Below are 23273 nucleotides of genomic sequence, written 5' to 3'. Positions count from 1 at the left end.
GTTCACTCCGAGATCGCGGCGATTTGAACGAGACCCGTACCCCGCCGCGTGACGAGCGTGCCCCGCCCCGGTGGCATCGCGCTGGCGCGGACCGTACCGATGAGGTTGCCCTCGTCGCGTGAGCCGCTCATGACCAGGCCGGCCGACACCAGGTCACGCATGCGTGCAATGACGGGCTCGTAGAGCGCACGCGCCGCGCCACCCGACCGCCGCGCGACGATCAGGTGGAACCCGATGTCCTTGGCATGCGGCAGGTACTCGACGATGGCCGCGACCGGGTTGCCGCTCGAGGTGACGACCAGATCGTAATCGTCGACGAGAACGTAGATCTCGGGCCCGGACCACCACGAACGATCGCGCAACTGCTGCTGGCTGACGTCCGGGCTCGGCATGCGCGAGCGGAGGATGTGCGCGAGATCGTTCATATTCGTCGTGAACATCTCCGACGACGGCGCGTAGGCCGCGAGGTGGTCTGTCTCGACCACACCGAGCATCGTGCGGCGGTAGTCGCCGATGATGATCTTGGCCTGTTGCGGCGTGTTGGACGCCATGATGCCCTCGGCGATATTGCGCAGCAATGTGGTCTTGCCGCATTCGCTGTCGCCGAACACGAGAAAGTGCGGCTGATCGGCGAAGTCGAGGAATACAGGCGCGAGATTGGCTTCGTCGAGACCGATCGGGAAGCGCAGGCTCTTGCGCTCGGCATCGAGCCCCCTCGGCCAGCCGTTGGCCGCATGGACGAGTTCTGCGCGACCGAACCGATCGGGCAGCATGCGCACGCGCGGCGCCCGGCCGACAGTGACCTCGCCGACGGCGGCCACGGCCGAAGTGACGCCCGCGGCAAGATCCGTGACCTCGGAGCTGCCGTCGATTCGGGGCAGACCGATCAGCAGGTGCAGCCCCTCGCGGGTCATGCCACGACCGGGTCGCCCTTCCGGAACCAGTACGGCTGTCTTGCGACCGAGATCCGAATCGGACGGATCGCCGAGACGCAACTCGATGCGCGTGCCCAGCTGATCCTTGAGTGCGGGCCGTACTTCGCCCCACCGAGAGATGCCGATCACGAGGTGGACGCCGTAGGACAGGCCTTGCGCCGCGAGGTTGGTGATCTGCTGCTCGAGCGCCTCGAAATCCTGACGGATACTCGCGAAACCGTCGATCACGAGGAACACGTCGCCGAACGCGTCCTCCGCCGCGCCGTGCGCGGCGGCGCTCGCCTGGGGGTCGCCACTGCGCAGCCTGCGGAACTCGGCCATCGACTCGATGCCGAGTTCGCGGAAGCGTTCTTCGCGCGTACGGATGATGGTGGTCATCTCCGCGACGGTGCGGCGAACCCGGTCGACGTCGAGCCGGTTGGCGACCGAGCCGACGTGCGGCAGACCCTCGAGACCCGCGAGCGTGCCACCGCCGAAGTCGAGGCAGTACACCTGGACCTGCTGCGCCGTGTGGGTGAGCGCGAGCGACATGATCAGCGTGCGCAGCGCCGTGGACTTGCCCGACTGTGGGCCGCCGACGACGGCCATGTTGCCCGCGGAGCCGGACAGGTCGACCGTGAGGAGATCGCGGCGCTGATCGTAGGGGCGATCGACGATACCGATCGGCGCGCGCAGCGTGCTGTGTGCAGGCGGCTGTTCGTTGAGCACCGAACGCGGCAGCATGATGTCGAGGCTCGGGGCGGCCTCGAGCGGAGGCAGCCACACCTCGTGGGCCGGATTGCCCGCGCCGCGGATCCGGTCGACGACCACCTCGATCGTGGTGCGCGTCTCGGTGACCGGCTCGGTCGCGGGCAGCGTCGGCTGTTCGATCACCTCGACGACGTCGAGCGCCACCGGTTCTGCGGTGAACACCTTCGGGCGCGAGTCCGCCGACTCGTGCACCGCCGGATCGAAGTGCTCTCCCCCGCCGCCTTCGTAGATGCCCGACACGTAGGACGCCTGGAAACGCACGATCTCGGCCGAGTCGCACTTCAGATAGCCTGCGCCCGGGCTCGCGGGCAGGTGGTAGGCATCGGGAACGCCGAGCACGGTGCGGGACTCGTTCGCCGAGAACGTCTTCAGGCCGATGCGGTACGACAGGTGGCTGTCGAGGCCGCGCAGCTTGCCTTCTTCGAGGCGCTGGCTCGCGAGCAGCAGGTGGATGTGCAGCGAGCGGCCGAGCCGGCCGATCGCCACGAAGAGATCCGCGAAATCGGGGTGCTGGCTGAGCAGTTCGGAGAACTCGTCGACGACGATGAACAGTGCCGGCAACGGATCGAGATCGGCCCCGGCTTGGCGAGCCTTCTCGTATTCGGTGACATTCGCGAAGTTGCCGCTCGCCCGCAACAGTTCCTGGCGACGGTTCATCTCGCCTGCGAGTGCGTCCTTCATGCGGTCGACCATCGCGAGCTCTTCGGCGAGGTTGGTGATGACCGCCGCGACGTGCGGGGCATCCTCGAGGCCGAGGAAGGTCGCACCACCCTTGAAGTCGACAAGCACGAGGTTGAGCGCGTCGGGCGAGTGGGTCGCGATCAGACCGAGTACGAGGGTGCGCAGGAACTCCGACTTGCCGGAGCCGGTGGCGCCGATGCAGAGGCCGTGCGGACCCATGCCGTTCTCGGCCGACTCCTTGAGGTCGATCTCGACCGGATTGCCGTCGACACCGACACCGATCGGGATCCGGAGGCGGTCGCGGCCGTGCCGCGGTAGCCACGCATGCTGGGGGTTGAGGCGTGCGAGGTCGCCGACGCCGATCATCTGACCCCACGTCTGGACCGGCGCGTCCTCGTCGTCGACGTCGACGACCGTCTGCGACGGCGTCCGATACGGCGCGAGCCTGCGCGCGAGAGTTTCGGCACGGTGCGCGCTCATGAGATCGGGCTCGGCGAAGACCTCGACGCCCGCCGCGCTGCGTGCGCCCAGGCCGGTCTCCTGAGCGACGAGTTGCAGTCCGCGGGTCGCGGTGAGGCGCGGGCAGAAGTGGCTGATGTCGAGCACCGTGACCGAGTCGACGCCGCCGTCGGTGATCAGTCCCGATTCGCCTTCGAGGATTCCGCCGTCGACGACGATCGCGATCTGCGGTACGCCCGGCGTGGCCGGGGCGTTGCGGGAGAAGCGTGCGCGCATCGACAGCATCGGACCGAGCGCGGACTCGAGTTCGAGGATCGATCCGTAGATCATGCGGGACGTGCCCACGCCGTCGACGGCATCGGGATGCTGCGCGTGGGGCAGCCACTTGGCCCACTCCCACTCGGCTGCGGTGTCCGGACCGCACACGACCGCGACGAGCAGGTTGTCCGGGCCCTGGAAGGTGCACGCCTGCATCACCACCGACCGCACCAGCGAGCGCGCCGTACGACGGTCGCCGTCGATCGAGATCGCGGCGAAACCGCGCAGCGAGACCGCGGTGGGCAGGTCGGGGACCACGGAGTGGGTACGCACGAAGCGGCGCAGCGAGACCGCGGCGACCGGTTCGAGATCGTCGACCGGGCCGGTCTCGGGAGCGATCAACCGGGTGGCCAGTCGCTGACTGCCCCTGCCCACGCGGACATGGCAGTAGTCGGGATCGGACGTGCGGCGTTCCCACATGCGGGAGGTGCCCGCGAGCGTCCACAGCAGGCCGGGTTCGGGATGGCTCCACTCGAGCGAGGTGCGCTGTTGATCGGCTGTCTCGCCCACGTCCTTGCGGAGCTGGTCCAGGTAGCGCAGATAGTCCTTGCGGTCCTCGTTGGCCTCGGACGCCTTCGGGCCGCCGCGGCCGCCGCCCGCGAGCATGCCGAGCATCGACACCATCATCATGACGGGAAACAGCATCGCCATCGGGCTGCGCGCCATGCCCGACGTGAACATCAGCGCCATCATTCCGACCATCGCCACAACCATGACGAGCGGCAACAGCTTCATCAGCAGGTTGCCGGGCACCAGCCGAGGGATCTCGGGCGGCGCCTGCAGGCTGACTTCGCCGCCCGGGATGCGCGGGACCTCGCGCCGTGCCTTGCGAACGAAGCGAATTGTGCTCACTGGATGGTTCCCCCCAACAAGAACTGTCTCTGCTTGCCGACGTCCCCGCGCCGCCGTGGGCGTCGCCGGAGGCGGAGCTCCCCCTGCACGCGCATGTCGGCTGCCGAGAGACTAACCCATGCGGCCGACAACCGTCGCCGGCGGACCGGTCAGGTAGTGATTCGTGCCGCCCGTGACGTATCGTGCCCGGTGATCATCGAGTGGACGCCGGTGGGGTTTCACGCGTCGCATACCCGGGGGAGCGAGTTTTGACCATCACGCGAGACGAGTCACGCCACGCACAGACCGGACGCAAGAGCGTCGCCGCCGACCTGTGCAGGCTGACCATTCTGTCCGAACATTCCCAGGTGGACCTGGCGGTCCCGTTCGCGGTGCCGTTGGCGATCCTGATTCCGGGCATCGTCGACACGATCCGCAATCACCACCGCGACAACGACTTCGACCACTCGGCCGAGCAGTACGAGCCGAGCGAATGGGTTCTCGCGAAGATCGGCCAGGCACCGCTGTCGTCGACGCTGACGCTGCACGAGCACGGCATCCGCGACGGCGATCTCCTCGTCCTCGAAAGCGCCGACAACACCGCGCCACCACCGCTGTTCGACGACATCATGTACAGCGTCGCGTTGGCGGATGCCGACAAGGACCGCGAATGGTCGCCGGCATGGGCGCGCCGGTTGGGCTCGATCGGTGCACTCGCGCTCAGCACGATGTCCTCCCTCGCGCTGGTGTGGTCCGAGGCAGGCGAGAACGGCTTCGTCGCCGCGATCGCGACGCTCGTCACCGCGCTGCTGTTCCTCGTCGCGGGCGCCGTCACCGGCCGGGTCTACGCCGACGCGGCGTCGTCGCTCGTGCTCGGCACGTGCGCCATTCCCCCGGCCCTCGCCGCGGGCATGCTGTTCGTGCCAGGCGACCCGGGCGCCCCGCACGTGCTGCTCGGCGCGGCACTGGTGGCCGTCACCTCGGTGCTCGCGGTGCGGTTGTCGGGAGTCGGTCTCACGACCTTCACGACGGCCGCCGTCGTCGCGTCGGTCACGGTGATCGCGGCGCTCGTCGCGACTCTGTTCGACGCCGCGGGCACTCATGAGGTCGGGGCAGGTGTCGCCGCGGGCGGTCTCATCGTGCTCGCGCTCTCGGCCCGCATCTCGATCCTGTTCGCGAAGATCCCGCTGCCGCCCGTACCTGCGCCCGGCACATCGGTCGATCCGTCCGAGGACGATCCCGACGACGAGCGCCGCACCCTGTCGTTCGACGCACTCACCGAGCGCGCGGCCCGCGCCCGCAACTACCTGACCGGCTTGGTCCTCGCAGGCACGATCCTCACGGTCGCGGGCGCCGCACTCGCGGCGCGCGGCGAGAACGCGGGCGAGGTCTACTGGCCCGGAGTGTGTCTCGCGCTCTCGTGCACCGTGGTCCTGCTCTTCCGCGGCCGCACATACAGCAGCGTCAAGCAAGCCGCCCCGCTCGTGGGCGGTGGCATCGTCCTGCTCACCGTGCTTCTCGCGGGCGCGGCCCTCACGTCGTCGCTGTACGCGATCGGCGTGTACGCGATCGCGTTCGCGTGTGTCATCGGCGCCCTCACGCTCGGTTTCGTCGTTCCGCAGCAGTCGTTCTCGCCGGTCATGCGCCGTGCGGCCGAGCTGCTCGATCTCGCATTCATCGCGTCGGTGATCCCGCTCGTGTGCTGGGTCACCGGCCTCTACCTGCTCATGCGCGGGCTGTGAGGGCCGCCGGTCGCACGATCGTGGCTTCGGGCCTCTCCGCGCTCACGATCGGTCTCGCGTCCGCGCCTGCAGGGGCGGTCGAACCCGCTCCCGTGGTGCCCGGCCAGATGCCGCCGCGCAGCGACGTCGGCGAACACCGCGTGCTGTGCACCGAGGACGGCGGATCGCCCGATTCCGGCACCCGTCCCTGGGCACAGCGCACGATGGACTTCGAGTCGGTGTGGCCGTTCGCTCGTGGTGGTGGCCAGACCGTCGCCGTGATCGACACCGGGGTCTCACCCAATCCTCGACTCCCCCAGCTCGCCGACGCCGGCGACCTCGTGGCGGGCCAGAGCGGGCTCGACGACTGCGACGGACACGGCACCGCAGTGGCAGGTCTCATCGCGGCCCAGCCGAGGTACGAGAACGGCTTCACGGGCGGCGCACCCGATGCCCGGATCGTCTCGATCCGGCAGTCGAGCAGCCATTTCGCACCGAAGGCACGCGGCGGGCAGCAGGACGACGTCGCGCAGGTCGTGCCCAACGGATTCGGCGACCTCAACACGATGGCGGAGGCGATTCGCAAAGCCGCCGACGTCGCGACAGTCATCAACATCTCCGAGGTGGCCTGCAAGACCGCCGCCGAGGGCATCGGGCCGCAGGATTCCTACGTGGGGTCGGCGCTCCAGTACGCGGTCGAGGTCAAGAACGTCGTGGTCGTGGCGGCGGCGGGCAACACCGGCAACGGCAATCCGTGCCAGAACCAGAACCCCGGCGTCGATCCGACCACACCGGGCGGGAAGTCGTGGAGTTCGGTCAACCAGATCGCGTCGCCTGCGTGGTACGACGACCTCGTCCTCACTGTGGGTTCGGTCGACGAGAACGGCGCACCGAGCGCCTTCAGCCTCGGTGGGCCGTGGGTCGACGTCGCGGCGCCGGGCTCGAACATGACATCCCTGGCACCACGCGGCGACGGGCTGACGTCCATCGGCGGTGGCACGAGTTATTCGGCGCCGCTCGTGGCCGCCACGGTCGCCCTGGTGCGCCAGCAGCATCCGGAGCTCAACGCACGGCAGGTGATGGACCGCGTCAAGGCCACGGCGCATGCGCCCGCCGAGGGATGGAACCCGTACGTCGGTTACGGCGTCGTCGATCCGCTCGCAGCCGTGACCGCCGAGTTGCCCACCGACAAGGCGCGGGTCGACGCGCCGCGCTCGGTCCAGATCGCCGCCCTTCCGCCCGAGGTGCCGCCGGACACGAGGCCGCGCACGGTGGCACTCGTGGGAGCAGGCGCGCTCGCCGCGGTGTTCGCGATCGGAGTGCTCGCGTCGTATCCGCTGCGGCGCATTCTTCGTAGTCGCGCCGACCGCTGACCACGCGACGATCAGGTCCCGATCCGGCCAGGGTCGGGGCCTGACGCCTCTCTCCGACCGTCGAGACACGAATGCCGGTGCGGCGGTGTGCCGCACCGGCATTCGCCGTTGGTCAGCGGCTCTCAGCCTCCCGACGCCATCCCGACCGAATCGAGATCGAGGCTCATACCGTCGTGTGCGCGCTCGGCGGCACTCTTCGACAGATAGGGCCCAGGCGCGAGCAGGTCGAGAATCGGCCACGGTGCGAGTGCGGGCGAATCCGGCGCACCGAGAGCCTTGCGCGCTTCGCCTTGGTTCTCGTCCGAGATGCCGTAGCGCACACCGGTATCCGCGACGAAGAAGGTAGCCGCACGCCGGGTGCTGTTCGGCTCGATTCCGGTCGACTGCACGAAACCACTCGAGCCGGGAGCCACCCACACGTTGTCGGCGTTGTCACCCGCACCGTCCTGCTGCGCGAGGTCGACGGTGTGCGCGTCCGTGCCGATCGGCAGTGACCGCGCGGCGACGAGGGACACCTCGGCGGCATCCGCGTTCTCCGACTCGGACTTCTCGAGCGGCTTCCACGACAGGCAGCCGACCGGGCTGTCCTTCGCGTCCACGATCTCGGGGAGCTCGGACGGGAAGGAATCGAGCGCCAGCTGCTGCGACGCCTGCGGCGCACGGGCGGTCGCGTCCGGCGTCACGCTCGGAATCGTCTCCTCGCCGTAGGACGCCGTGTTCATCAGGATGAGTGCGGCGGCGCGGTCGATGTTCTGGATGCCGTCGCGCAGAATCACGTAGTACTGCGTGCCCTGTCCGTCCGACGACTGCACGACCGAGCCGATCTTCCGATCGCCGAACTGACCGAACTCGGGGTGCTCGCCCCGATCAGGGACCTGAGGCGGCACGATCGGCGCCGACTCGGGCAGCGCGTTGAGCAGGCCGGTGCTCACAGCGCGCGGTTCGTGGCCCTCGATGCCGAGCGCGCGCGTGACGACCGAATCGTTCATGTCGATACGTGCCTTCTTGCCGTCGTGCACGAGATACGAGACACCGCGGTTCTCGACGAGGAAGGACTGCGATCCCGCCAGCATGCGGTCGCCGCTGCCCAGCGTGGGCTGCCCGACGAGCACCGACGTCGACGACACCGAACCCGCGCCACTTCCGGAGACGGTGTCGCACACCGTCCACGGGGAGTCGCCGCCCTCGGGCAGCGAGGACGGTGCGCCGGGGATACCTACCAGCGCCCCACGCGGACGCGACTCGATCTCGCTGTCGCTCACGACGGCGGCATCGTCGGCCTGACCGAGGATGAGCCGCGCGGACGCGAGATTGAGCACCGGCCGGAGAGTGTCCTGGTGGGCGACATACATTGCGCCCGACTCTTTTCCGACGACGATCGACGCGTCGCCGATCTTGTCCTGCGGCTTGAACAAGGCGAGCACGCCACAGCCGGCGAGACCGACGCTCGCGGCGACCACCCCGACGACGAGCGCCCGTGACTGCGAACGCATCGGATCGTGCAACATGCGCACGTCGCGCCGCACCAGCGCGTGTTCCATGCGGCGTACCAGGAACCGGTACCCGCTGACCTGCCATCGAGTCGTGGGCGTCGAAGCCATGATCCCTCCCCCTTGCTGCACAGCACTCGGAGGGACACAGTACAGTTTCCACAACATCCATTGCCGCGCGCGGGTCGCCGTGTGCGTCGACGTGGGAGTCCCGGGGGGAGTATTCGATGTCTGTTTCGCATGCCGAGTCTCGCGTGCATACCGGACCACGCGCGCGCACCCATTCCAGCCCGACGGATCGACGGATCGTTCCGTCGCAGGTCGTCGTCGCGCAGGCCGTCGGTGTCGTCGTCGCCTGCATCGTCGCCCTCGCCGGGGCGCCCTGGTGGGCGGCGCTGGCGTGCTGGCTCGTCCTCACCGCGGTTCAACTCGTCCGCGTACGCGGATGGTCGCTGCTCGACTGGCTCGCCACCGGCTACCGCTATCTCACCCGACCGGGATACCAGCCTCCGCAGGTCGTCGACTTCCAGGCCGGCACCGGCCAGTCGGTGGGCCTGTGCTGGAGCGGTACCGGAGTCGTCGCGGTCGTCGAAGTCCTCCCTCCTGTCGGCAGTCTCACCCAGATCACCCGTGACGGCTTCGTCTCGACGCACCTTCTCCCCACGGACGCGATCGTGTCGTGCCTGCACCAGCACGACATCACGCTCAGCGGCATCGACATCATCAGCCACGGCTACCGTGCCGCGTCGGGCACGCCCGCCACGGAGGTGTACGAGCGCCTCATCGGCCCGCTCCCGGCGACCGCGACCCGCATGGTGTGGCTCGCGCTGCGCCTCGACGCGTCCGACAATGCCGAGGCCGTCGCGAGCCGCGGAGGCGGCGCCGAAGGCACGGCACGCGCCGTCACCGTCGCGGCCACGCGACTCGTCCGTGCACTCGCCGACGCCGGTTGTCGATCCCGCATCCTGACCGCTGCGGAAGTCGAGACGGCCGCGCTGCACGTCAGCCGGGGCGTCGACCCGACCACCCTGACGCAGACGTGGAAGCACGCTCCCCTGCCGGGCGTGTGCAACACCGGTTACAGCATCGAGCCGCGGGCGCTCGGCAAGGATCTCCTCGCCAAGTTGTGGGCGCCTGCGAGCCTCGGCACCACGGTCACCGTGCGTCTGCGGCCCGGCGCCGATCCCGGAACGGTGTTGGTCGGCGCTGCGAGCCGGTCCACGAGCCGCACCCTCCCCGAGCCACTGCGCGAGCCGGGCCTCGTGTCGATGAGTGGTCGGCACCGCGACGCACTGCTCGCGAATCTCCCGCTCGCCGTCCCGGAGCTCGAGTCGGTCATGCCGCTCGGCACGGTCGAGGCGCACCGTGTGTCGTCGCTGGGCCTCGTACCTGCGGGCTGCGGCCAGTTGATCGGGTCGGACGACCACGGCAACGGTATCGCGGCGCGCATCGCAGGCCCGGGCGTCTCGAGTGTGTACGTCGCGGGCGAGCTGTACCTCGCGCAGCAGCTCGTGTTCCGCGCCGTCGCGACCGGCGCCCGCGTGCTCATCCACACCGACCGTCCCGAAGCGTGGGCGTCGCTCATCGACTCGATCGCGACACCCGACCGCCTCCGCATCGCGGGCGTTCATCCTCAGTCGGAGAACATGTTCAACACCGTCGTGTTCGACGGGGTCAGCGCCCTTCCACCTCGCGCCGGTGTCACCGGTATCTACCTGTACGCGGATCCGTCGCAGTGGCCGTCCGCGGCGCCCGACCTGTCTATCGTGCAGCCGGACGCGATCGGCGATCGAATCACGCTGTCCACCGGCGGCAGCAGCATCGGGCTCATGCTGGTCACCATCTCGTCCGAGACGGCCTTCATCGGGCACCCGCGCTCGCTCGACGACGAATACGCCGACTACCAGTACTGAATCGATTCGCCGGCTCAGCCCGGGTACGAACTCCGCTCGGTGCGCAGTCGCACCGCCCCCGCCCACCAGTGCAGCTGTGCGAGCAGGTCGCGTGCGTGATCGTCCGCGACGTCGTCGTGCAATCGCCCGGCCTCGTCGAACGCACGGCGGATTCGAGCGAGGACGACGGTCTGCTGGACGGGCAGCATGTGCAGCTCGACCGCGACCTGGCGCAGCTGCTCGGTGGCACGAGCGCCGCCTGCCATACCGCCGTACGAGACGAAACCGACCGGCTTGCTCCGCCATTCGTGCTTCACGGTGTCGAACGCCGTCTTGAGCGATGCCGGATAGCCGTGGTTGTACTCCGAAGTGACGACCACGAATGCATCGGACTCCGCGACGCGGCGGCGAAGACGCTCCCCCGCTTCGGACGGCGAGAGGTCCGCCGGAAGCGGATAGTCGCAGAGGTCGATCGTCGAGACCTCGACATCGTCGTGTGCGTGCGCGTGATCGGTGAACCACGCCGCAACGCGCGGGGCGACGCGCTGTGGCCGCGTCGACGCGACGACGACCGCGAGGCGGATCCGCGCGTCGTCGGTCATCGGATCAGGCAGGGTAGCCGGCCGCCGACAAGGCCGACGACGTCGGAACACCGAGCGCGCGTGCCGTGGCACGCACGACCAGCGCGGGCTGAGCGCCGGCGCGCGGCGCGTCGTTGATCCAATCGAGCACGTACTGCGGCGCGATGCCGAGCGCACCCGCAAGTTGCGTATAGGTCATCCCTGTGGCCTGCAGTTGTCCGCGGACGAACCCGGCCCACTCGTCTCGAGGCATGCCGGACACCATAGCCAACCCCGGTGACCGCGTCTGCCCCGGCTCCCGCGATGTGGGACCGTTCACGACGCGTCTCCGCAGCACCCGGTGGTCGTGCGGACATCGCGCGTGGTGGCATTGCGGGCGGCGAGGTCGCGGTCGTCGGGGTAGTCGACGCCGACGAGGCACAGCCCCTTGGCCGGCGCCACGAGCACCGCACTGGACCGCGATGTCTCGGTGAGCAGCTCGTCGATCCAGCTCACCGGGCGTCGGCCCTCACCCACGGCGAGCACGGCACCGACGAGGCTGCGCACCATCGACCAGCAGAATGCATCGGCGCTCACAGCGGCGGTGAAGAGGTCGCCGTCCTGGTGCCACGAGAACCTTTGCAGGTCACGGATCGTCGTGGCGCCTTCACGCCGCTTGCAGAATGCGGCGAAATCGTGCAGGCCGATGAGCCGGTCGGACGCCTGTCGGACGACGTCGAGATCCAGCGGGCGCGGATGCGCGACCGTGTCGCGTGCGTGGAGCGGCTCGGCGCCGTACGGCGCCGTGGTGACCCGGTACTCGTAGTGGCGCCGCAGCGCCGAGAAGCGTGCGTCGAAGTCGGGGGGTGCGATCCCGATGCCGGTCAGCCGGACATCGGGCGACAGGAAGCGGGCCATCCGGCGGAGCAGCCTGGCGGGCTCCTCGGGCACCGCGTCGGCCGGGACGTCGACGTGGGCCACCTGGCCCGTCGCGTGGACCCCGGCGTCCGTGCGGCCGGCGACGGTCAGCTGCAGCGGCACGCGCAGTACCGCACCGAGTTTCTCCTCGAGTTCGCCGCATACGGTGCGTAGCCCGTCCTGACGTGCCCATCCGGAGAAGTCGGTGCCGTCGTACGCGACGTCGAGACGCAAACGAACGAGCCCGCCGTCGTGGACGGCGGGCTCGTTCGGTACAGCGTGTGTCGAGCTCAAGAAGAACTAGTCCTTCTTGTCGGCTTCGGCATCCGCAGCGTCGGCGGCCGAGGCGGTCTCTTCCTCGATGCCTTCGACGACGGCGTCGGCGTTCTCGACCTCTGCCTCGGTCGCGTCGGCTTCGACAGCCTCCACGACGTTTTCGTCCGCTGCAGGCTTGGAGGCCTTCACACGGCGAGCGCGGTCGGCCTCGGACGTGACGGTCTTCTCCTTGACGAGCTCGATGATCGCCATCGGAGCGTTGTCACCCTTGCGGGGCACCGTCTTGACGATGCGGGTGTAGCCGCCGTCGCGGTCGGCGTAGAACGGACCGATCTCCGCGAACAGGGTGTGCACGACATCCTTGTTGCGGATGACCTTCAGCACCTCACGACGGTGGGCGAGAGTGCCGGCCTTCGCGTGCGTGACGAGCTTCTCGGCGTACGGACGCAGGGCCTTGGCCTTGGCCTCCGTGGTGGTGATGCGACCGTGCTCGAAGAGCGCGGTGGCCAGATTGGCGAAGATCGCCTTCTGGTGCGAAGCCGACCCGCCGAAGCGGGCACCCTTCTTGGGCTTGGGCATGATGTTCTCCTAGTAAAGGACCGTGAACTGCTTTAGAGCTGCTCGGTCTCGGCGTAGTCCTCGTTGCCGTCGGCGTCGCCGAACGAACCGCTGTCGGTGTCGCTCCACGTGCCGGTGGCTGCGTCGTAACCCGCCACGGTGGACGGATCGAACGACGCGGGGCTGTCCTTGAGCGAAAGGCCGAGCGAGTGCAGCTTGACCTTGACCTCGTCGATCGACTTCTGCCCGAAGTTGCGGATGTCGAGCAGATCCGACTCGGTGCGACCGACCAGCTCGCCGACGGTGTGGACACCCTCGCGCTTGAGGCAGTTGTAGGACCGAACCGTGAGATCCAGATCCTCGATCGGCAGCCCGAAAGCGGCGATGTGATCGGCCTCGGCGGGCGAGGGTCCGATCTCGATGCCTTCGGCTTCGACGTTCAGCTCACGGGCGAGGCCGAAGAGCTCGACGAGGGTCTTGCCCGCCGAAGCGAGCGCGTCCCGCGCAGTGATCGAGTTCTTCGTCTCGACGTCGAGAATCAACCGATCGAAGTCGGTGCGCTGCTCGACGCGGGTGGCCTCGACCTTGTAGGTCACCTTGAGCACCGGCGAGTAGATCGAGTCGACCGGGATGCGGCCGATCTCGGCGCCGGTCGCCTTGTTCTGGACGGCGGGGACGTAGCCGCGACCGCGCTCGACGACGAGCTCGATCTCCAGCTTGCCCTTGTCGTTCAGGGTGGCGATGTGCAGATCCGGGTTGTGCACGACGACACCGGCAGGCGGCACGATATCGCCCGCGGTGACCTCGCCCGGTCCCTGCTTGCGGACGTACATCGTGACCGGCTCGTCCTCTTCCGAGCTGACCACGAGGCCCTTGAGGTTCAGGATGATGTCGGTGACGTCTTCCTTCACTCCGGGGACGGTGGTGAACTCGTGCAGCACGCCGTCGATACGGATGCTGGTGACGGCCGCGCCGGGGATCGACGACAGCAGGGTGCGACGAAGCGAGTTGCCGAGGGTGTACCCGAAGCCAGGCTCGAGGGGCTCGATGACGAACTTCGAACGGTTGTCAGCGATGACCTCTTCGGTCAGCGTGGGTCGCTGCGAGATGAGCATTGTTTCCTCCTGTACGGGCGCCCGCTATTTGACGCCCACGAATGGGGAAAGACCTTCGCCGCCCGTGGGCACCGCGGCGCGATGCCCACGAACGACAGGGTCTTACTTCGAGTAGTACTCGACGATGAGCTGTTCCTGGAGCGGAACGTCGATCTGCGCGCGCTCGGGAAGCTGGTGGACCAGGATCCGGAGGCGTCCGCCGACGACCTGCAGCCATCCGGGGACCGGGCGGTCGCCCTGGGTCTCGCGGGCGATCTGGAACGGCAGCGTCGCCAGCGACTTCTCCTTGACATCGATGATGTCGTACTGGGAGACGCGGTAGCTGGGGATGTCGACCTTCTTGTTGTTCACGAGAAGGTGTCCGTGCGTGACCATCTGGCGTGCCTGGCGACGCGTGCGGGCGAGGCCGGCACGGTAGACGACGTTGTCCAGACGCGACTCGAGGATGCGCAGCAGGTTCTCGCCGGTCTTACCCGGGCGGTTGACCGCTTCCTCGTAGTAGCGACGGAACTGCTTCTCCATGACGCCGTAGGTGAAGCGAGCCTTCTGCTTCTCCTGCAGCTGGAGCAGGTACTCGCTCTCCTTGATCCGCGCGCGGCCGTGCTGGCCGGGCGGGTAGGGGCGACGCTCGAACGCCTGGTCGCCTCCGACGAGGTCGACACGGAAACGACGCGACTTGCGAGTAACGGGGCCGGTGTAACGAGCCATGTTCTATTACCTTCCTTTCCCGTTAGACGCGGCGCCGCTTGGGCGGACGGCAACCGTTGTGCGGCTGCGGGGTGACATCGGAGATCGTGCCCACTTCGAGACCGGCGGCCTGCAGCGAGCGGATCGCCGTCTCGCGACCGGAGCCCGGGCCCTTGACGAAGACGTCGACCTTCTTGACGCCGTGCTCCTGAGCCTTGCGGGCGGCGTTCTCGGCGGCGAGCTGCGCGGCGAACGGGGTGGACTTACGCGAGCCCTTGAAGCCGACGTGGCCCGACGACGCCCACGAGATCACATTGCCCGTGGGGTCGGTGATCGAGACGATCGTGTTGTTGAAGGTGCTCTTGATGTGCGCGGCGCCGTGCGGGACGTTCTTCTTGTCCCTGCGGCGCGCCTTCTGGGTCTTCTTCGGACCGGTGCTACGTGACTTGGGAGGCATTACTTCTTCTTTCCGGCGACAGTGCGCTTCGGACCCTTGCGGGTGCGCGCGTTGGTCTTGGTGCGCTGTCCACGAACGGGCAGACCACGACGGTGGCGCAAGCCCTGGTAGCAGCCGATCTCGATCTTGCGGCGGATGTCGGCCTGCACCTCACGACGCAGGTCACCCTCGACCCGGAACTGCTCTTCGATGTAGTCGCGGAGCTTCGTCAGGTCCTCGTCGCCGAGGTCCTTGCTTCGCAGGTCCGGGCTGACGCCGGTCGCCGCGAGAATCTCGTGCGAACGCGTACGGCCGATGCCGTAGATGTAGGTCAGTGCGATCTCCATCCGCTTCTCGCGGGGAAGATCGACACCCATCAGACGTGCCATGTGGCATTTCCTATTCGGTGTGCGGAGGTCTGCTCCCAGTCCGTCCCCTGTGAACGTCTTTCAACCAACTCAGGTGGGGCCCCGGCCTCCGTGCCGGGGGTCGACCGATGCTGCCCGTGCGGGCCGTTCACATCGGCTGGTGCTGGGAGGTCTTCATTGCTTGTTGCCAAGCTGAACCTCGAGGAGGCAGTGATCTAGCCCTGGCGCTGCTTGTGACGCAGGTTCTCGCAGATCACCATGACCCGCCCGTTCCGGCGGATCACCTTGCACTTCTCGCAGATCGGCTTGACGCTCGGCTGAACCTTCACGTCTTCTGATCTCCTGTTGTGTGGTGGCCACCGCGCGCGAGCACGGCGGACACTGACTTCCGATCCGGACCGGACCGGAAAGACTTACTTGTACCGGTAGACGATGCGACCGCGCGAGAGGTCGTAGGGCGACAGCTCCACGACGACGCGGTCTTCCGGGAGGATGCGAATGTAGTGCTGACGCATCTTTCCGCTGATGTGTGCCAGAACCTTGTGGCCGTTCTCCAGCTCGATGCGAAACATCGCATTCGGCAGTGGTTCGACTACTCGGCCCTCGACCTCGATGGCCCCGTCCTTCTTAGCCATATCCTCCGCGATCCGTGTCGGCGACGGGCCGGTTGCCCGTCTTCCTTTGGTGCATGTCATCCGTTACTGTGACGCGAACAGCGACCGGAACACGCTTGCCGACGCCGGTCGCCCACGACCCGTGAGGGCCTGCAAGCGACTTCGAGGCCTTCTACTTGCGAAGGCCTTCGACACGCAAAGAACCGGCGCGCAGGACGCACCGACTCACCATGTTACGGCAAATGCCCGACCAGGCCAAATAGCCGGGGTCGGCCGCCGCGGGACGACCCCGGTGCACCATCATCCTCGGCATGCGCGCAGTACTGCAACGAGTCGTGTCGGCCTCGGTCACCGTCGACGGCCAGGTCGTCGGCAGCATCTCCCCCATCGGTCAGGGCCTGCTTGCCTATGTCGGTGTCACACACACCGACGGCCCCGGCGAGGCCGCCGAGTTGGCCCGCAAGATCTGGACGCTACGAATCCTCGACGGCGCCGGACCCGGTTCTCCCGAGCAGAGCGCCTCCGATGTCGACGCGCCGATCCTCGCCGTCAGCCAGTTCACGCTGTACGGACGCACCGCCAAGGGCAGGCGACCGTCGTGGTCGGACGCCGCTCCGGGCGCGGTCGCGGAGCCGCTGGTCGACGCGGTCGTCGCCGAACTGCGCGACCGAGGGGCGACCGTCGCGACCGGGAGGTTCGGCGCACACATGGTGATCGAGTCGGTCAACGACGGACCGTTCACGGTTCTCGTCGAGGTGTGACCGACGCCGCCGGCGACTACTCCGGCCGAAGCGTGAGGATGCGCGGACCGTTCTCGGTGACGGCGACCGTGTGTTCCCAGTGCGCTGCCCGAGTGCCGTCCGCGGTGACGACGGTCCAGTCGTCGTCGAGAACCACGGTGTCCTCGGTGCCGAGAGTGAGCATCGGTTCGATCGCGAGCACGGAACCGACGACGAGTTGCGGACCTTTGCCGGGAGCACCCTCGTTCGCGAGGAACGGGTCCATGTGCATCTCGCGGCCGATGCCGTGACCGCCGTAGCCGTCGACGATGCCGTAACGGCGGCCGTCCTGCTTCTCCGCGGCGCGGGTGCCGAGTTCGATGGCGTGGGAGACATCGGTGAGCCGGTTGCCCGGCAGCATCGCCGCGATCCCCGCCTCCATCGACGTGCGGGTGGCGGCGCTCAGCTGCTGGTCGGCCTCGCCGAGCGCACCGACACCGAACGTCCACGCGGAGTCGCCGTGCCAGCCGTCGAGGATCGCACCGCAGTCGATCGACACGAGGTCGCCGTCGCGCAGGATGTCGTCGGCCGACGGGATGCCGTGCACCACACGGTCGTTGACCGACGAGCAGATCGAGCCGGGAAACCCGTGGTACCCCTTGAACGACGGCACCGCGCCGGCACCGCGGATCACGGACTCGGCCACCTCGTCGAGTTCGAGAGTGCTGACACCGGGCTTCGCGGCGTCGCGCACGGCGACGAGCGCACGCCCGACGACTGCACCGGCAGCCGCCATCGCGTCCAGCTCGCCCTCGGTGCGGAACGGCACCACCTTGCGCTTACGCCCGAAGCCCATGTGCCCGCTACTTCGCGACCGCGTCGAGGACGCGCTGGAAGACGTCCTGGACGTCACCCACCGCGTCGATCGTGACGACCGTGTCCTTGTAGTAGTCGAGCAGCGGGGCCGTCTCGTCGCGGTACACCCGGAGCCGGTTGCGGATGACGTCTTCCTTGTCGTCCTCACGTCCGCGCGCGAGCATCCGCTCGACGACGACGTCCTCGTCGACCGAGAACGAGACGACCGCGTCGAGCGAGGTGCCGAGATCGCGCAGGATCGATTCGAGCGCCTGCGCCTGTCCGACCGAGCGCGGGAACCCGTCGAGCAGGAAGCCGTTGGTGGCGTCGGGTTCCGCGAGGCGTTCCTTCACCATCTTGTTGGTGATTTCTGCCGGGACGAGTTCGCCCGCGTCCATGTAGCTCTTCGCCTCGAGGCCGAGCGCCGTCTTCTGGCCGATGTTGGCGCGGAAGAGATCGCCCGTCGAGATGTGCGGGACACCGAAGTGCTCCGACAGGAGAGCGGCCTGGGTGCCCTTACCGGCACCGGGAGGACCCAGCAGAACAAGTCTCACTTCAGGAACCCTTCATAGTTGCGCTGCATCAGCTGACTTTCGATTTGCTTGACAGTGTCGAGCGCGACACTGACGAGAATCAGGACGGCGGCACCGCCGAAGATGCTGCTCGTCGTCTGGCTACCGGACAGGAAGAAGTGCGGGAGCACGGCGATCAGACCGAGGTAGATCGAGCCGGGCACCGTGATGCGGTTGAGTACGTAGTTGAGGTAGTCGGCGGTGGGCCGTCCGGGGCGGATGCCCGGGATGAAGCCGCCGAACTTCTTCATCTCGTCGGCACGTTCCTCCGGGTTGAACGTGATCGCGACGTAGAAGAACACGAAGAAGACGATCAGCGCGAAGTAGATCGCGATGTAGACCGGATTGTTCGGGTTGACCAGGTACTCGTTGACGATGCGCTGCCACCAGCTGGGGTCGGGATCGGTCGTGGCACCGGTCAGCTGGGCGATGAGATTCGGCAGGTACAGCAGCGACGACGCGAAGATGACCGGGATGATGCCGGCCTGGTTGACCTTGAGCGGCAGGTAGGTCGACGAGCCGCCGTACATCTTGCGGCCGACCATGCGCTTGGCGTACTGCACGGGGATCCGGCGCTGGCCCTGCTCGACGAACACGACGCCTGCGATGATGACCAGCGCGACGACGATGACGAGCGCGAACACGAGGCCGCCACGGCTGTCGAGAAGGTTCTTGCCTTCGGACGGCAGGCGCGACGCGATGCCCGCGAAGATGAGCAGCGACATACCGTTGCCGACGCCCTTCTCGGTGATGACCTCGCCGAACCACATGACGAGCGCGGCGCCGGCGGTCATGACCAGGACGATGATCACCAGGCCGAAGATCGACTTGTCCGCGATGATCTCTTCCTGACAGCCCTGCAGCAGCTGGCCGCGCGCGGCGAGCGCGACGATGCCGGTCGACTGCAGGACCGCGAGGGCGACCGCGAGATAACGCGTGTACTGCGTCATCTTCGCCTGGCCGGCCTGGCCTTCCTTGCGCAGTTGCTCGAACCGCGGGATGACGACGGTGAGCAGCTGGACGATGATGCTCGCGGTGATGAACGGCATGATGCCGATCGCGAAGATCGACAGCTGCAGCAGCGCACCACCCGAGAACAGGTTGATGAGCGAGTAGATGCCCGCCTGGTCGCCACCGGACAGCTGGTCGACACACTGCCGGACATTGCCGTAGTCCACACCGGGCGACGGGATGAGCGCACCGATGCGGTAGAGCGCGACCAGACCCAGCGCGATGAGGATCTTCCGCCTCAGGTCCGGGGTCCTGAGGGCCGAGACGAAGGCGGAAAGCAAAGATCCTCCTGGCTGGCGGGTGGCGGGGTGGCATGGGGCAGGTAGTCGCGGCGTGGTGCGCGGCCATCAGCCCGCCGGGTACGGCGTGAACTCTCAAACTCTAACAGTGGACGGGGAAACGTCCGCTGGGACGCCCGTCGTGGGGGCCTCGATCGGCGCGTGTGCACCGGCGTGAAATGCCGGGCGCGAGTGCGTGAAACACGGACAGCCGCAGTACAGCGCGAGGCTGTACTGCGGCTGTCGTGTCAGTACGTGTCGATCACAGCTCGGTGGCGGAACCACCCGCGGCGGTGATCTTCTCCTTGGCCGAGCCGGTGAACTTGTCGGCGGAGACCTGCACGGCCACCGACAGCTCGCCGTCGCCGAGAACCTTCACGGGCTGGTTCTTGCGAACCGCACCCTTCGCCACGAGATCGGCAACCGTGATCTGTCCACCCTCGGGGAACAGGCGCGCGAGGTCGCCGACGTTGACGATCTGGAACTCGACGCGGTTCGGGTTCTTGAAGCCCTTGAGCTTGGGCAGACGCATGTGCAGCGGCATCTGTCCACCCTCGAAGGCGGCGGAGACGTTCTTGCGAGCCTTGGTGCCCTTGGTACCGCGGCCCGCGGTCTTGCCCTTCGACCCTTCACCACGGCCGACGCGAGTCTTCTCGGTCTTCGAGCCGGGCGCAGGACGCAGGTGATGCAGTTTGATGGTCATGGTTAGACCTCCTCAACAGTGACGAGGTGTCGCACCACGTTGATCAGACCGCGGTTCTGCGCGTCGTCCTCGCGAACCACCGACTTGCGGATGCCCTTGAGACCGAGCGTGCGCAGCGAATCCCGCTGGTTCTGCTTCGTGCCGATGGTGCTCTTGATCTGGGTGACCTTGAGTTGCGCCATTACTTCACGCTCCCGGCCTGGGCACGAGCGCGCAGCATGCCGGCAGGCGCGACGTCCTCGAGCGCGAGGCCACGGCGAGCCGCGACTTCCTCGGGACGCTGCAGCTGCTTGAGCGCTGCCACGGTGGCGTGCACGACGTTGATCGCGTTGTCGCTGCCGAGGGACTTCGACAGGATGTCGTTGATCCCCGCGCACTCGAGCACGGCGCGAACCGCACCGCCGGCGATGACACCCGTACCGGGGCTCGCCGGACGCAGGAGCACGACACCGGCAGCAGCCTCACCCTGGACAGGGTGCGTGATGGTGCTGCCGATCATCGGCACGCGGAAGAAGTTCTTGCGAGCCTCTTCGACGCCCTTCTGGATGGCCGAGGGAACTTCCTTGGCCTTGCCGTAGCCGACACCGACGAGGCCGTTGCCGTCGCCGACGATCACGAGGGCGGTGAAGCTGAAGCGACGACCACCCTTCACGACCTTCGACACGCGGTTGATCGTGACAACGCGCTCGATGTGGTTCGACTTCTCCGCCGCGTTGTCGCGACGGTTGTCGCGGCGGTCGCGACCACCGCGGTTGTCCCCGCTGTTGGGGCCATTCTGTCCGGCGGGTCCGCTTCCGCCGTCACGCCTTTGACGTCCCGGCATCAGGCTGTCCTTCCGTGAGAGATCTTGGTCATCAGAACTTCAACCCGCCTTCGCGAGCTGCGTCCGCGAGGGCCGCGATGCGGCCGTGGTACCCGTGTCCACCGTGGTCGAACACGACCGTGTCGACACCGGCAGCCTTCGCGCGCTCGGCGATCAACTGACCGACCTTGGCGCTGAGCGTCTTCTTGTCGCCCTCGGCTGCGCGCAGGTCGGCCTCCGTGGTCGACGCAGCGGCGAGCGTGTGGCCGGCGAGATCGTCCACGAGCTGAACGTGGATGTGACGCGACGACCGGTTGACGACGAGACGGGGCCGCTCGGGGGTACCCGCGATCTTCTTGCGGAGACGGAAGTGACGGCGCGTCTTCGACAGACGACGCCGGGTGGCAACGTCCTTGCCCAGCGGGATCCGCTTGGCTTTCTGATTTGCGGTCTGGCTCATATCACTTACCCGTCTTTCCGACCTTGCGGCGGATCTGCTCGCCTTCGTAGCGGACGCCCTTGCCCTTGTACGGGTCCGGACGGCGCAGGCGGCGGATGTTGGCCGAGATCTGCCCGACCTTCTGCTTGTCGATGCCCGAGACCGAGAACTTCGTGGGCGACTCGACGGCGAAGGTGATGCCTTCGGGTGCCTCGATCGGCACCGGGTGGCTGTAGCCGAGCGCGAACTCGAGGTCCTTGCCCTTGAGCGCGACGCGGTAACCGACGCCGTGGATCTCCATCTTCGTGGTGTAACCGTCGGTCACACCCGTGATGAGGTTGGCGATCAGCGTGCGCGACAGGCCGTGCATGGCGCGGCTCTTGCGCTCGTCGTCGGGACGCGACACCGCGATGGCGCCGTCCTCGTCCTTGGTGACGGTGATGGGTTCCGGAACGGTCAGCGCGAGCTCACCCTTGGGTCCCTTGACCTTCACGTCACGGCCGTCGAGGGTGACCTCGACTCCGGACGGAACGGCGACGGGCAGCTTTCCAATACGCGACATTGTGGTGGCCTCCCTTACCAGACGTAGGCGAGGACTTCCCCGCCCACTCCTTGATTGGCCGCCTGGCGATCGGTGAGCAGGCCGGTGGACGTCGAGATGATCGCGACGCCGAGGCCGCCCAGGACCTTGGGCAGGTTGGTGGACTTCGCGTACACACGCAGGCCGGGCTTGGAGACGCGACGCAGGCCGGCGAGGCTCCGCTCACGGCTCGGGCCGTACTTGAGGGTCACGACGAGGTTCTTGCCGACCTCGGCGTCCTCCGACCGGTAGTCGGCGATGTAGCCCTCACGCTTGAGGATCTCGGCGATGTTCGCCTTGAGCTTCGAGTGCGGAAGCGTCACCTCGTCGTGGTACGCCGTGTTGGCGTTGCGCAGACGGGTCAAGAAGTCTGCGATGGGGTCAGTCATGGTCATGGAAGTGACCTGTACCTTTCTCGCAACGGTTCCCTCTGTCGGATATCGGCGGTGCCGAGCACTGCCGACGCCGACGCAGGCCTGTCGCGAAGACGGTCTAGCGTGTCCCGGCCGGCGGATACGGGCCGGGCTGTTTCCGGTGGTCTCTCCGCCGCCCGGCGGACCGGGCGGCGGAGGAGGTCACCAGGAGCTCTTGTGGACGCCGGGCAGCTCGCCGGCGTGCGCCATGTCGCGCAAGCAGATGCGGCACAGGCCGAACTTGCGGTAGACGGAGTGCGGGCGACCGCACTTCTGGCAACGGGTGTACGCGCGAACCGCGAACTTCGGCTTCTTGTTGGCCTTGTTGACCAATGCCTTCTTCGCCATGGGCTCAGTTCTCCTTGAACGGGAAGCCGAGGTGCTTGAGCAGGGCACGGCCTTCTTCGTTGTTGGTCGCGGTGGTCACCACGGTGATGTCCATACCGCGCGGGCGATCGATCTTGTCCACGTCGATCTCGTGGAACATCGACTGCTCGTTGAGACCGAAGGTGTAGTTGCCGTTGCCGTCGAACTGGTTGCCGTTCAGGCCACGGAAGTCGCGGATACGGGGAAGAGCGATCGACACGAGGCGGTCGAGGAACTCCCACATGCGGTCGCCGCGCAGCGTGACGCGCGCACCGATCGGCATGCCCTCACGCAGCTTGAACTGTGCGATGGACTTGCGGGCCTTGCGGATCTCCGGCTTCTGGCCCGTGATGAGCGCGAGGTCGCTGACGGCGCCGTTGATGAGCTTCGCGTCGCGCGCAGCGTCGCCGACACCCATGTTGACGACGACCTTCACGACACCCGGAATCTGCATCACGTTGGCGTAGCCGAACTCCTTGTTCAGCTCGTCGCGGATCTCTGCCCGGTAGCGGGTCTTCAGCCGAGGCTGGATCTTGTTCTCGGTGGAGGTCAT

At 67.6% G+C, this 23273-nt stretch carries 27 protein-coding genes; 4 read left to right on the top strand and 23 right to left on the bottom strand.

The window, feature by feature from the left end:
* Positions 1–2: 2 nt before the first annotated feature.
* The gene (gene eccCa / locus HCA44_RS03080) at positions 3–3995 is read right to left on the bottom strand and encodes a type VII secretion protein EccCa (RefSeq protein ID WP_169647070.1); all 3993 of its coding nucleotides are present in this window, start codon (positions 3993–3995) and stop codon (positions 3–5) included.
* Between the two features lie 248 nt (positions 3996–4243).
* Between eccCa and eccD the strand changes: the two genes are divergently transcribed.
* On the top strand, positions 4244–5716 hold the full coding sequence (gene eccD / locus HCA44_RS03075) for a type VII secretion integral membrane protein EccD (protein ID WP_169647069.1): 1473 nt from the start codon (positions 4244–4246) through the stop codon (positions 5714–5716).
* Positions 5717–5736: 20 nt separating this feature from the next.
* Positions 5737–7068, top strand: a complete 1332-nt coding sequence (gene mycP, locus HCA44_RS03070; RefSeq protein ID WP_346764552.1) for a type VII secretion-associated serine protease mycosin — start codon at positions 5737–5739, stop codon at positions 7066–7068.
* Between the two features lie 122 nt (positions 7069–7190).
* Here the strand turns inward: mycP and eccB are convergent, their stop codons facing one another.
* Positions 7191–8669, bottom strand: a complete 1479-nt coding sequence (gene eccB / locus HCA44_RS03065) for a type VII secretion protein EccB (protein ID WP_169647067.1) — start codon at positions 8667–8669, stop codon at positions 7191–7193.
* A gap of 116 nt (positions 8670–8785) precedes the next feature.
* On the opposite strand from eccB, the gene eccE reads away from it, so the two are divergent.
* Positions 8786–10471 (top strand): type VII secretion protein EccE, encoded by a 1686-nt coding sequence (gene eccE / locus HCA44_RS03060; protein ID WP_169647066.1) that lies wholly within the window; start codon positions 8786–8788, stop codon positions 10469–10471.
* 14 nt (positions 10472–10485) lie between these two features.
* Here eccE and HCA44_RS03055 read toward each other — a convergent pair whose 3' ends face one another.
* The 10 genes from HCA44_RS03055 to infA form a co-directional block, all read right to left on the bottom strand.
* Positions 10486–11052 (bottom strand): NAD(P)H-dependent oxidoreductase, encoded by a 567-nt coding sequence (locus tag HCA44_RS03055; RefSeq protein WP_169647065.1) that lies wholly within the window; start codon positions 11050–11052, stop codon positions 10486–10488.
* A 4-nt stretch (positions 11053–11056) separates the two neighbouring features.
* Positions 11057–11284 carry a helix-turn-helix transcriptional regulator gene (locus tag HCA44_RS03050; RefSeq protein ID WP_169647064.1) on the bottom strand — a complete coding sequence of 76 codons (228 nt, stop codon included), beginning with the start codon at positions 11282–11284 and terminating at the stop codon, positions 11057–11059.
* Between the two features lie 62 nt (positions 11285–11346).
* Positions 11347–12162, bottom strand: coding sequence for a tRNA pseudouridine(38-40) synthase TruA (gene truA / locus HCA44_RS03045; protein ID WP_169647341.1), 816 nt, complete (start codon positions 12160–12162; stop codon positions 11347–11349).
* Between the two features lie 66 nt (positions 12163–12228).
* Positions 12229–12783, bottom strand: a complete 555-nt coding sequence (rplQ, locus tag HCA44_RS03040) for a 50S ribosomal protein L17 (RefSeq protein WP_169647063.1) — start codon at positions 12781–12783, stop codon at positions 12229–12231.
* A 32-nt stretch (positions 12784–12815) separates the two neighbouring features.
* A complete protein-coding gene (locus HCA44_RS03035) occupies positions 12816–13877 on the bottom strand; it encodes a DNA-directed RNA polymerase subunit alpha (RefSeq protein WP_169647062.1) in 1062 nt (353 codons plus the stop codon).
* 102 nt (positions 13878–13979) lie between these two features.
* Positions 13980–14585 carry a 30S ribosomal protein S4 gene (gene rpsD / locus HCA44_RS03030; protein WP_169647061.1) on the bottom strand — a complete coding sequence of 202 codons (606 nt, stop codon included), beginning with the start codon at positions 14583–14585 and terminating at the stop codon, positions 13980–13982.
* 22 nt (positions 14586–14607) lie between these two features.
* Positions 14608–15021: a 30S ribosomal protein S11 gene (gene rpsK, locus HCA44_RS03025; RefSeq protein ID WP_169647060.1), complete on the bottom strand. Its 414-nt coding sequence runs from the start codon at positions 15019–15021 to the stop codon at positions 14608–14610.
* Positions 15021–15389 (bottom strand): 30S ribosomal protein S13, encoded by a 369-nt coding sequence (gene rpsM, locus HCA44_RS03020; protein ID WP_169647059.1) that lies wholly within the window; start codon positions 15387–15389, stop codon positions 15021–15023. Before rpsM ends, rpsK begins: the two co-directional genes overlap by 1 nt.
* Positions 15390–15583: 194 nt before the next feature.
* Positions 15584–15697, bottom strand: a complete 114-nt coding sequence (rpmJ, locus tag HCA44_RS03015) for a 50S ribosomal protein L36 (RefSeq protein WP_005207978.1) — start codon at positions 15695–15697, stop codon at positions 15584–15586.
* Between the two features lie 84 nt (positions 15698–15781).
* Positions 15782–16003: a translation initiation factor IF-1 gene (gene infA / locus HCA44_RS03010; protein ID WP_003418601.1), complete on the bottom strand. Its 222-nt coding sequence runs from the start codon at positions 16001–16003 to the stop codon at positions 15782–15784.
* Between the two features lie 290 nt (positions 16004–16293).
* On the opposite strand from infA, the gene dtd reads away from it, so the two are divergent.
* Entirely contained in the window at positions 16294–16743 is a 450-nt protein-coding gene (gene dtd, locus HCA44_RS03005; RefSeq protein ID WP_169647058.1) for a D-aminoacyl-tRNA deacylase, read from the top strand.
* Positions 16744–16759: 16 nt separating this feature from the next.
* Here dtd and map read toward each other — a convergent pair whose 3' ends face one another.
* The 11 genes from map to rplE form a co-directional block, all read right to left on the bottom strand.
* Entirely contained in the window at positions 16760–17557 is a 798-nt protein-coding gene (gene map / locus HCA44_RS03000) for a type I methionyl aminopeptidase (protein WP_169647057.1), read from the bottom strand.
* A gap of 7 nt (positions 17558–17564) precedes the next feature.
* Entirely contained in the window at positions 17565–18110 is a 546-nt protein-coding gene (locus tag HCA44_RS02995) for an adenylate kinase (RefSeq protein WP_169647056.1), read from the bottom strand.
* On the bottom strand, positions 18107–19420 hold the full coding sequence (gene secY / locus HCA44_RS02990) for a preprotein translocase subunit SecY (RefSeq protein WP_169647055.1): 1314 nt from the start codon (positions 19418–19420) through the stop codon (positions 18107–18109). Before secY ends, HCA44_RS02995 begins: the two co-directional genes overlap by 4 nt.
* A 259-nt stretch (positions 19421–19679) precedes the next feature.
* On the bottom strand, positions 19680–20120 hold the full coding sequence (gene rplO, locus HCA44_RS02985) for a 50S ribosomal protein L15 (RefSeq protein WP_169647054.1): 441 nt from the start codon (positions 20118–20120) through the stop codon (positions 19680–19682).
* A gap of 2 nt (positions 20121–20122) precedes the next feature.
* Positions 20123–20302 carry a 50S ribosomal protein L30 gene (gene rpmD, locus HCA44_RS02980; protein ID WP_169647053.1) on the bottom strand — a complete coding sequence of 60 codons (180 nt, stop codon included), beginning with the start codon at positions 20300–20302 and terminating at the stop codon, positions 20123–20125.
* Positions 20302–20943, bottom strand: coding sequence for a 30S ribosomal protein S5 (gene rpsE / locus HCA44_RS02975; protein WP_169647052.1), 642 nt, complete (start codon positions 20941–20943; stop codon positions 20302–20304). Before rpsE ends, rpmD begins: the two co-directional genes overlap by 1 nt.
* 31 nt (positions 20944–20974) lie before the next feature.
* Entirely contained in the window at positions 20975–21382 is a 408-nt protein-coding gene (gene rplR / locus HCA44_RS02970) for a 50S ribosomal protein L18 (protein WP_169647051.1), read from the bottom strand.
* Between the two features lies 1 nt (position 21383).
* The gene (gene rplF, locus HCA44_RS02965; RefSeq protein WP_169647050.1) at positions 21384–21923 is read right to left on the bottom strand and encodes a 50S ribosomal protein L6; all 540 of its coding nucleotides are present in this window, start codon (positions 21921–21923) and stop codon (positions 21384–21386) included.
* A gap of 14 nt (positions 21924–21937) precedes the next feature.
* The gene (gene rpsH / locus HCA44_RS02960) at positions 21938–22336 is read right to left on the bottom strand and encodes a 30S ribosomal protein S8 (protein WP_169647049.1); all 399 of its coding nucleotides are present in this window, start codon (positions 22334–22336) and stop codon (positions 21938–21940) included.
* A gap of 180 nt (positions 22337–22516) precedes the next feature.
* A complete protein-coding gene (locus HCA44_RS02955) occupies positions 22517–22702 on the bottom strand; it encodes a type Z 30S ribosomal protein S14 (RefSeq protein WP_010840033.1) in 186 nt (61 codons plus the stop codon).
* Between the two features lie 4 nt (positions 22703–22706).
* A complete protein-coding gene (gene rplE / locus HCA44_RS02950) occupies positions 22707–23273 on the bottom strand; it encodes a 50S ribosomal protein L5 (RefSeq protein WP_169647048.1) in 567 nt (188 codons plus the stop codon).

Source organism: Rhodococcus sp. HNM0569 (assembly GCF_012726205.1).
Classification (GTDB): Bacteria; Actinomycetota; Actinomycetes; order Mycobacteriales; family Mycobacteriaceae; genus Rhodococcus_F.
The sequence above is the reverse complement of the archived record's forward strand: the minus strand, read 5'-3'. Positions and strand labels throughout refer to the sequence as shown.

Excerpts from the sequence above, each read along its gene's own strand:
- eccB (WP_169647067.1), bottom strand. The coding sequence starts at position 8,669 with ATGGCTTCGACGCCCACGACTCGATGGCAGGTCAGCGGGTACCGGTTC.
- rplE (WP_169647048.1), bottom strand. The coding sequence starts at position 23,273 with ATGACCTCCACCGAGAACAAGATCCAGCCTCGGCTGAAGACCCGCTAC.
- HCA44_RS03050 (WP_169647064.1), bottom strand. The coding sequence starts at position 11,284 with ATGCCTCGAGACGAGTGGGCCGGGTTCGTCCGCGGACAACTGCAGGCC.
- HCA44_RS03035 (WP_169647062.1), bottom strand. The coding sequence starts at position 13,877 with ATGCTCATCTCGCAGCGACCCACGCTGACCGAAGAGGTCATCGCTGAC.
- rpsD (WP_169647061.1), bottom strand. The coding sequence starts at position 14,585 with ATGGCTCGTTACACCGGCCCCGTTACTCGCAAGTCGCGTCGTTTCCGT.
- dtd (WP_169647058.1), top strand. The coding sequence starts at position 16,294 with ATGCGCGCAGTACTGCAACGAGTCGTGTCGGCCTCGGTCACCGTCGAC.
- rpsH (WP_169647049.1), bottom strand. The coding sequence starts at position 22,336 with ATGACCATGACTGACCCCATCGCAGACTTCTTGACCCGTCTGCGCAAC.
- infA (WP_003418601.1), bottom strand. The coding sequence starts at position 16,003 with ATGGCTAAGAAGGACGGGGCCATCGAGGTCGAGGGCCGAGTAGTCGAA.
- HCA44_RS02955 (WP_010840033.1), bottom strand. The coding sequence starts at position 22,702 with ATGGCGAAGAAGGCATTGGTCAACAAGGCCAACAAGAAGCCGAAGTTC.
- HCA44_RS03055 (WP_169647065.1), bottom strand. The coding sequence starts at position 11,052 with ATGACCGACGACGCGCGGATCCGCCTCGCGGTCGTCGTCGCGTCGACG.
- rpsE (WP_169647052.1), bottom strand. The coding sequence starts at position 20,943 with ATGCCGGGACGTCAAAGGCGTGACGGCGGAAGCGGACCCGCCGGACAG.
- map (WP_169647057.1), bottom strand. The coding sequence starts at position 17,557 with ATGGGCTTCGGGCGTAAGCGCAAGGTGGTGCCGTTCCGCACCGAGGGC.
- rplO (WP_169647054.1), bottom strand. The coding sequence starts at position 20,120 with ATGACCATCAAACTGCATCACCTGCGTCCTGCGCCCGGCTCGAAGACC.
- rplF (WP_169647050.1), bottom strand. The coding sequence starts at position 21,923 with ATGTCGCGTATTGGAAAGCTGCCCGTCGCCGTTCCGTCCGGAGTCGAG.
- rplR (WP_169647051.1), bottom strand. The coding sequence starts at position 21,382 with ATGAGCCAGACCGCAAATCAGAAAGCCAAGCGGATCCCGCTGGGCAAG.
- rpsM (WP_169647059.1), bottom strand. The coding sequence starts at position 15,389 with ATGGCACGTCTGATGGGTGTCGATCTTCCCCGCGAGAAGCGGATGGAG.
- rpmD (WP_169647053.1), bottom strand. The coding sequence starts at position 20,302 with ATGGCGCAACTCAAGGTCACCCAGATCAAGAGCACCATCGGCACGAAG.
- eccE (WP_169647066.1), top strand. The coding sequence starts at position 8,786 with ATGTCTGTTTCGCATGCCGAGTCTCGCGTGCATACCGGACCACGCGCG.
- rpsK (WP_169647060.1), bottom strand. The coding sequence starts at position 15,021 with ATGCCTCCCAAGTCACGTAGCACCGGTCCGAAGAAGACCCAGAAGGCG.
- rplQ (WP_169647063.1), bottom strand. The coding sequence starts at position 12,783 with ATGCCCAAGCCCAAGAAGGGTGCCCGCTTCGGCGGGTCGGCTTCGCAC.